Below are 4468 nucleotides of genomic sequence, written 5' to 3'. Positions count from 1 at the left end.
CTTCAAGGTTGCTCATTATTGTAATTGTTTGAAAGTCAATACAATTTAATCATTATTAATGATTTGAGCAACTTTTTTTATAATGCACAACGGGTTAGGGTAATATTCTTTTTCAAAAGTAAAATCTAATACTATATTATCGTCTTTTTGATTTCTACCTAATTGCGTTACTATGGAATTTTTTTTGTTAAGTAACAAATTTAGAATAGAGCTTTTTGGGTTTTGATAATGTAATACATAACAGTTGTCAGTTTTTGAATTTGTAATTAATAAACCCGAAAATCTATTTCTGTCAAATTTATTTTGTGTCTGAAATTCACTTAACATTTTATTAAGTTTATTGTCTTCAAACGGTTGTTTTCCATTTTCAGGTACAGCTTTAAACAAATAACTATCATATAAAAACAATAATTCTTTTCTTTTAATAATATCATCATTTGTAATTCCCTCATTATTGTCTAAATATGTAGAAAGTTGAAATGAGTTATATTCTTTAAGTAAATCAAATTCAATTATGTTTCTAAATGTTTTATAATCCATATCATAGTATAAATCAAGAACATTTATAAACTTTTCAAGATTTATATGATTGTATAATTTTGAAAGAATTATGTTCTGCTTGTCTTTGGAATCAAGATAAATAAATTGTGCTGCAAAATATTCTTGTAATGATTTGTGTGACCATCTATAGTAATTGCCATCCTGAGTGAATAATGGAACAGTCTTTAGTAGGTCAAGTAAAAAATCCGAATCATTAAACTTTAGACCAACACAAAACTCTTTACTTTCATTAATTAGTTTTAATAATTCATCTTTTGTGAATTCAATTTTTTGTATCTTAAAACAGTTAAAACCAATATGTCTTAAAACTCTGTGAAAATCATCAATTTCCAATTTACTATACTTGTCGTGTGTATAAGAATCACCTTTTGTTAAGTCGTGTGATTCAAAATTTGCATCATATACTTGTCTGTAAAAAAGATATTTTTTAAAAGGAATTGCTTGTTTGTGTTCAAAAGCTGTAAATAACAAAGAAACTAATAAAGGGTTGGTGAGAAACTCTTCTATATTAGCTAATTCTTTTTCTTGAAGTTTTTTGATTAATAAAGTTGAAACTTGACCTTGGCTGTCATATTTTCTGAGTAGTTCAAAAGCTTGGTTTTTAGTTAGAGGGTCAATTTTAAATTCTTGAAAATGTCCAAAACTACTCAATGCTTTTTCTGGTCTGGAAGTTATAAAGAAACGATTGTTTGACGCTTTTGAAATAAATTCTTGTAAATCAGTAGTTACACTTTCTCTATCGTTTAGTGGAATTTCATCAAAACCATCAAGTATGATAATAAAACCTCCTTCGCTAAGTAATTCAAGTAATAAATCTTTGTCAAAGTTTTTGTCAATTGAATTAAGTTGTTCTTGAATTTCTTGAAGTAATTTTTTTTCTGTCGTTAATCTTCTTAATTCTATAAAAATAGGAATTCCAATATTTTTATTAATGACATCTATAAAGATTGTTTTCATCAATGTAGATTTACCCATACCTGCTGTGTCTGTAATAAGGATATTTCCATATTCATCAGATATTGAAGAAGGAAAACCATTAATTTTAGTTTTAACCTTTTTATCATTAGTATTAGTAAGCGTCAATGGTAGAAATATATCAGATAAAAATCGTTGTGAATTATTAAAAACAAGCGTATTAACAACAGCTAATTTTTTATATGTTCTATGAAAATATTCTGTAAAATGAGATTCTGTAGGTACTAGATTTATATTTTTATTGTCTTTTAATTTATCTCTAAACGCAACCAATTTTGGGGCAACAAAAGTGTCTACCAAAGATTTAATTAATGGACTTGCTGTTGTGAGTAAGTCTTTAAGTCCGACTGTATCGTTTACGTCTGTCATAATTTTATACTTTTTATATTTGTTTCCTGTCTTGTTGCGATTGTTGTTTTAAGCTTGCCACCAACGAAAAAGTATTGGCGAAGAGCGGGCTTTTACAACTGAAATTTCAATAATTCCCGAACTAAGCAAAAATACTTTTTAGTCAAACTAATTTACTAAAAAAAAGTGAGACGAAAAGTATTTTTTGCGACAAAAAAAGACAAAAAGTACAATTAAGACTTTAATCCCGCTTTTTGCCAATACCTTGTTATACGACGGTTTTTATTTGAAAAATTCTGATTCACTGATTAGTTCAGAATTCATATTTCCATTAGCAACTTTATAAAGTGTAATTGTTCCTGTTGTATAACTTGAACTTGTATTTTCGATTTCAATTAAATCGCTATATCCGTCAGATTTTGAAAAACTTTCATCAAAATTAAATCCACCTTTAGAACCACAAAAATTTGTTTTTTCAGGATTCCAATCATTCCCATAATAAACTTTTAAAAAATAAGTTCCACTTGGTATTTTTCTCATTGTAAAATCTGTTCCTGCTTTAATATATTGATTTCTTATTGTTTCGTTAGTTGAGTAATTTACTAAACAAACAATTGCGTCAGTTTCATTACTATTTTGAAATGTTATATATGCAGAATTTTGATATTTTCCTCTACCAAAACAATCAACCAAAGGAGAATCTCCATTATTCAAGGAAGAATATGTAGCAGGTCTTTCTATATTTTCAGAGTTTTGATATTCTGCATCATTTTTATTTACATCAGTAGAATCAATAATTGCATATGCAGCAGTATCTGCAACAACTGCTGCTGAATCTATATTTATCAAAGTAGAGTCAGCATAATCAATTGTGTTAGTACTTAATCCGGCTGATTTTTTAGAAAACTGCTTCCATGAAAACCATAATGTTAAAAAAAGAAATGCTAATAGAAAGATATTACCACAGCCATTATTATTTTCTTGTTTATTTGTGTTATCAGTATTATTATTTGTATTTTTCGTGTTCTGATAATTTTTTGAATCGTAAGAACCATTAGGTTTCACTACAGGTTCATTTTTTTTGTAATCAAAGCGTTCTCGATAAAACTCAAATAATTTTTTATCATATTCTTTGCGAGAATTATTATCACTCAAAGCGTCATATGCAATTTGTATTTCCTTAAATCTATCCTCAAAATACTTATCTCCAAAATTTTTATCTGGGTGAAATTTTATTGCAAGTTTTCTATAAGCTAATTTTATCTCCTCATTTGTGGCATTAAATTCAATTCCAAGAATTTGGTAATAGTTTTTCATATTAGGACGTAATTTTGAATAAACTGTCGTATAACGTTTTGCGGCTTCACGAGGTTGCGAAGTTCGTGACTGCGTATTTTCTACTAAAGTAGAAAATAGTTGCGAAAAATGTACGTCGATAGACTACATTTTTCGCAATCTCGTGAAACCGCTGTTGTATGCCGTTTTTATTTTTTCACAGCCATTAATTCAGTCAGTCCAATAGGTGCAATCACAATAAATTCACCATTTTTTTCAGCTATGTTTATTTTTGTGAATTTTCCACTATAATACCAATAAAAATCTTTAGAAATTGGTTGAGGATGTTGATTGAAAAAATTTTCTACAATAGGTTTACATTTTTGAATAAATAACATAAAGTCTAAAGGTTTGTTTTTGGAAATTTTAAAAATATTAACAATTCCTTTGTTTGGAATAGCAATAACAGAACCTAATTCCCCTATAAATTCTGGTGCATTATTTTTTAAGTCAAGTGCAATGCTAGCTCCATAGTTTTCGTTTTCTATAAAACTAATATCAATTTTTTGACCATCAGCATCTATTGTTTCTGTACCTTTAGTAAATTCTTGCTTGTTAACATTCTTTTGAGCAATATTAAAAACTTCGTCAGATTTTTTGTTCCATAAATTAAACATATCTTTTTTAATAGGAGTAAATGCAGATGGTAAATCTAGCATTAATACCGAAAAAGTTCCATCCAAATCCTTTTTAGCTATTAGATTATCAATTCCTCCATTTTGAATAACAAAACTCTCTTGGTAAATTCGGATGGTTAAATAATCAATCAAGGTTTCAAATTTGTTTTGGTCAAGTTGCTTTTGCTTTTCCATTGATTCATACATGCTGTCAAAATGTGAATTAATCAAACTAATCCATTTTTCTTTTCCTACTTCAGAGCATTTTAAAATTAAATTATGAAGATTTAGGATATTATAGTCTTGTCCCTTTTCAAGTTCAATCACTCCTTTTTCTACTGACACTACCTTATAATTTTTAGAAATAGCTTTTACAGATTCGTTTACTAAATCTGTATAATCTTTTTTTGATATTTCATTTTCATAACCTTCAGGGAACGAGTAATCAATTTTTTGAGCTGATAATTTCAAAGACAAAATAATTATTAAAGAAGTAAAAATGTTTTTCATTGAGTTCTGTTTTTCTAAAATGGTATACAACGTTTTGCGGCTTGACGCAGAAGCGAAGCCAGCGAACGATTTAATTTCTGCTAAAGATAAACATTTTCGTGAAAAACGGACTTCAATTTAAG

The 4468-nt window shown here is 27.7% G+C and carries 3 protein-coding genes; all 3 read right to left on the bottom strand.

The features are described 5' to 3' along the window. Positions 1–45 precede the first annotated feature (45 nt). On the bottom strand, positions 46–1905 hold the full coding sequence (locus Q361_RS13075) for an NACHT domain-containing protein (RefSeq protein ID WP_103727173.1): 1860 nt from the start codon (positions 1903–1905) through the stop codon (positions 46–48). A 261-nt stretch (positions 1906–2166) separates the two neighbouring features. Next, positions 2167–3201 (bottom strand): J domain-containing protein, encoded by a 1035-nt coding sequence (locus Q361_RS13070; RefSeq protein WP_103727172.1) that lies wholly within the window; start codon positions 3199–3201, stop codon positions 2167–2169. A 167-nt stretch (positions 3202–3368) separates the two neighbouring features. Beyond that, positions 3369–4346, bottom strand: coding sequence for a hypothetical protein (locus Q361_RS13065; RefSeq protein WP_103727171.1), 978 nt, complete (start codon positions 4344–4346; stop codon positions 3369–3371). Positions 4347–4468 lie beyond the last annotated feature (122 nt).

This window comes from Flavobacterium croceum DSM 17960 (assembly GCF_002917885.1).
Taxonomy (GTDB): domain Bacteria; phylum Bacteroidota; class Bacteroidia; order Flavobacteriales; family Flavobacteriaceae; genus Flavobacterium; species Flavobacterium croceum.
The sequence above is the reverse complement of the archived record's forward strand: the minus strand, read 5'-3'. Positions and strand labels throughout refer to the sequence as shown.